This is a genomic window from Aquabacterium sp. (assembly GCF_014378415.1).
Taxonomy (GTDB): domain Bacteria; phylum Pseudomonadota; class Gammaproteobacteria; order Burkholderiales; family Burkholderiaceae_C; genus Aquabacterium.
The window spans coordinates 1-3109 of the sequence record NZ_JACMNS010000134.1 but is presented as its reverse complement, the minus strand read 5'-3'; the positions used below and the strand labels follow the sequence as shown (position 1 = coordinate 3109).

3 protein-coding genes are annotated in these 3109 nt (G+C 62.8%); all 3 read right to left on the bottom strand.

The features are described 5' to 3' along the window. A partial coding sequence (locus H7225_RS12400) for a DUF3304 domain-containing protein (protein ID WP_290662239.1) occupies positions 1-386 on the bottom strand: 386 nt, incomplete at its 3' end. 44 nt (positions 387-430) lie between these two features. Further along, complete coding sequence (locus H7225_RS12395; protein ID WP_290662237.1) at positions 431-1411, bottom strand: DUF4123 domain-containing protein; 981 nt, start codon at positions 1409-1411, stop codon at positions 431-433. Next, the coding region (gene tssI / locus H7225_RS12390) for a type VI secretion system Vgr family protein (RefSeq protein ID WP_290662235.1) at positions 1363-3109 on the bottom strand (1747 nt) is incomplete at its 5' end. The genes tssI and H7225_RS12395, both read right to left, overlap by 49 nt.

Genomic DNA, 3109 nt, shown 5'->3' with positions numbered 1-3109 from the left:
TCAACGGGGACGGTTTTGGAGAGAGTCCGTTCGGAAGAGCAACACGTGATTTGCTCTGTAACTGAAAGATGTTTACGGGTTGCGTACGGCGTCGTCCATTTACCCATAGTCCAGTCAATCTTGACGACCAGACCGGGCCTCCATATCTTCGGCAAGACGACGCAGCAAGAGGTTTTTCCACCCCCTCCATAGGATGGAAGATTCGATCCCCACTGATCGTCGACATAGAAATCTTGCACGCCTTCAGCCGTAAAGTTATAGCCCGTGATACCCACGGCATATGACTCAGGTTCGGCAGGCTTGCAGGCACTGATGCCCATCAGCAGTACCAAGGCGAAGGTGAATTGCACCTTGCGTACGACGGTGAAACTTTCAGCGGAGTTCATGTGACAGAAGTGGTGAGCGATGGATGCGGGCGGTCAATCTGGCGTCAGACGGGCCGGGGGCTGTTGACGATTTTTTCTATCGCACGCCATTGCGATTCATCCCATTGCTGTCGCAAGGTGAGAAGGGGCGTTCCCTTTTCCTGCAATATCCGCCAGGTGGATTCCAGCTCGGCAATATCTTCAAACGGCTTTTTGACCCATCGTGCGATGCGGGCAAACTCGACTTGATCAGAAAATTGGTGGACGCCTTTGGCCTTGGCGCGTTCAAGCGCGTGGCTCAGCCAGGCGTGCAGCCATGAACCCTTGTTGCCATCGAAAATACTGACATCCGCACGCAGCATTTCGGCATGCAACATGTCGGGCAAGCTTGCTGCGAGGATGCGCTCGTACGCGACGTCGCCAAGCACCACGCCCGTCGCGTCTTTTTCAACTGCTGGCCCGGGTCGATCGGAAGCAAAAGCCAGCAATGAAAACCCGCCCGTGCGGTCGGGAACCGCCCAGGCGGCAATCCCTTCCGACAGGCGTGCGACTTGCGGCGTGGTCAGGTTTGCCAAGGCGGGTGCGATGACGCGCGAATCCCCGATGCGCAAATACAGTTTCAAACGATCGGTGGTGGTGGCGCCTGCCAGCCACGCCAGTGTCTGACAGGTGACGGGTGCGGGTGCCGGGCTGGCGATGAAACTCAGTGCGGGCAATGCGCTCAACGTTTGCAGCAAAGCGGCTGCCGCGTCGCGCTGTAACACTGAAGCCACAGGCCACATGAACAGCCCGAGCTCGTCATAGGCGTACAGGTGTGTGGCATCAAAAGCAGCAAGAGGCTCATGGTAGGCAGACTTCAGCCGTTGCATGCGTTCTTCGCCGGCGATTGCGCCATCCACGAGTGCCCAGACCTGCATGTCGCCGAGTGTTTGATGCCAAGCGGCTAGCTGGTCACCAAAATCAGGTTGAAGGGCGTCTTGCAAATAACCAGGATTCATCATCGCGCTCCAAAAGGGCTCGCCGCCGCCAGTGCTTTGAGCAGACATTCCTTGCAAACAGGCTCGGGGAATTGCATCGCAGGCACTGGCAGGCTTTGCGGCCCCGTCATGCTGTGCCCAGCCGCGTGTTCGACCCATTTGCCCAGGGTGCCGTGCTCGATACCCGCGCCGTTCCAGCGGGTGTAGCTGGTGCCGCCGTTGATCAGCACCTCTTCCTTGGCCGTGATGGTGATGCGGTTGGCGGTGTGCGTAATGTCGAGTTTGGCGAGAAGGTTGATGTTCTTCTTCAACGCCACCAAGTCGATGTCTTCGCGTGCGGCCACGAACTTGATGAAGGAGTCGAATGCAAAGAAGCGAATCGCCTTTTTGACGCTGACCAGCAAACTGCTGCCCGCCGAGATGCTGGTGTGGCCGCCGCTGGTCAGGGCGGTGTGCTCGTCGCTGGCGATATGGGTGGATTGCGCGGTGGTGGTCTGGATGCCCGCCGGGCTGGCCAGCACCAAGTGGGGCTCAGCCAGTTCGGGGAAGTGGCCTTGCCCTGCGTTGCCGGTGCCCTGGATCGCGTCGTTCTGGCGCTTGAGGGCTTTTGCCACCTCGTCCTGGTCACCCGGGTTCTGCGCTTCAGCCAGGTGAGCCGCCTCGGACAGGCTCTCGTGCTGGTCGCGCGCGGCGCTCAGGCGGGCCACGGTTTCGCCCATGTCCTTGACGTGGCCGGCTGCGTTGGGGCGCCCCTCGGTGGTCAACAGAATGCCTGCTGCGGCGCGTATCGCGCCGTGCCCGCCGGTGGCCAGCTCGAAACCTTCGCCGCGCGCGTCCTTGCGCCCGGCGTTGTCGTCGATGCGGGTGATGTGGCCCAGGCTCAACTGACTGTGCTGGTGGTCGCTCTTGAGTTGCGCCTGGATCTTCTGGTCGGTGTCGTCCAGGATCAGGTGGTTGCTGCGGCCAGCGGCGCTGTTGCCGCCTTCCTTGGTGAGTTCGCGGCTGCGAAATCCGCTCAATGCGGCTTGGTCGGGCAGCGCCCACGGCGGCAGGTTGCTCTGGTTGTAGACCTTGCCGGTGCAGATCGGCAGGTCGGGGTCGCCGGAGAAGAACTCGACGATCACCTCTTCGCCGATGCGTGGGATGTGCATGGCCCCCAACTGGTTGCCCGCCCACTGGCTGGGCACCCGAACCCAGCAGCTGCTGTGCTGGTTCTTGTGCCCCAGGCGGTCCCACATGAACTGGACCTTGATGCGCCCGTACGCGTCGGTCCACAGGTTCTGGCCTTCGGGGCCGACGACCAGCGCGGTGTGCGGGCCGCCGCTGCGGGGCTTGGGTTGGGTCAGCGCCGGGCGCAGCGGCTCGCTCATCGGGTGCGCGGTGAGGTCGACCTCGACTTTCCACTGCTGCGTGCGCCCGGGCGCGGCGTCCCGGATCTGGCTGGCCTGGCCGACGTCTTCCATGACGAAGTGGGTGTCCAGGATCAGGTAGTCGGTGTTGGCCTGCTGGCGCGGGTGCTTTTGCAAGGTGAAGGAGCAGCCGGGCACCATGGCGCGCAGGTTGCCGCGGGCCTGGGCACGGCTGCCATGGGTGCGCAGCGCCTGCATGCGCAGCAGCGCAAAGTCGCGGCCTTCGGCGTGCGGGTCGTTGGGCGGCGCGGTGCCGGCCTGGGGCTGGGCGTAGTGGCTGCCCGCCACGCCGGCGTGCCACTGGTAGACCTCGGCATCGGCCTGGCCGGTGGGGCGCGGGTCCTTGCGGCTGACACTC

What these genes read in the sequence shown, in the direction of transcription:
- H7225_RS12395 (WP_290662237.1), bottom strand. Translation starts at nt 1,411, where the DNA reads ATGTCTGCTCAAAGCACTGGCGGCGGCGAGCCCTTTTGGAGCGCGATG.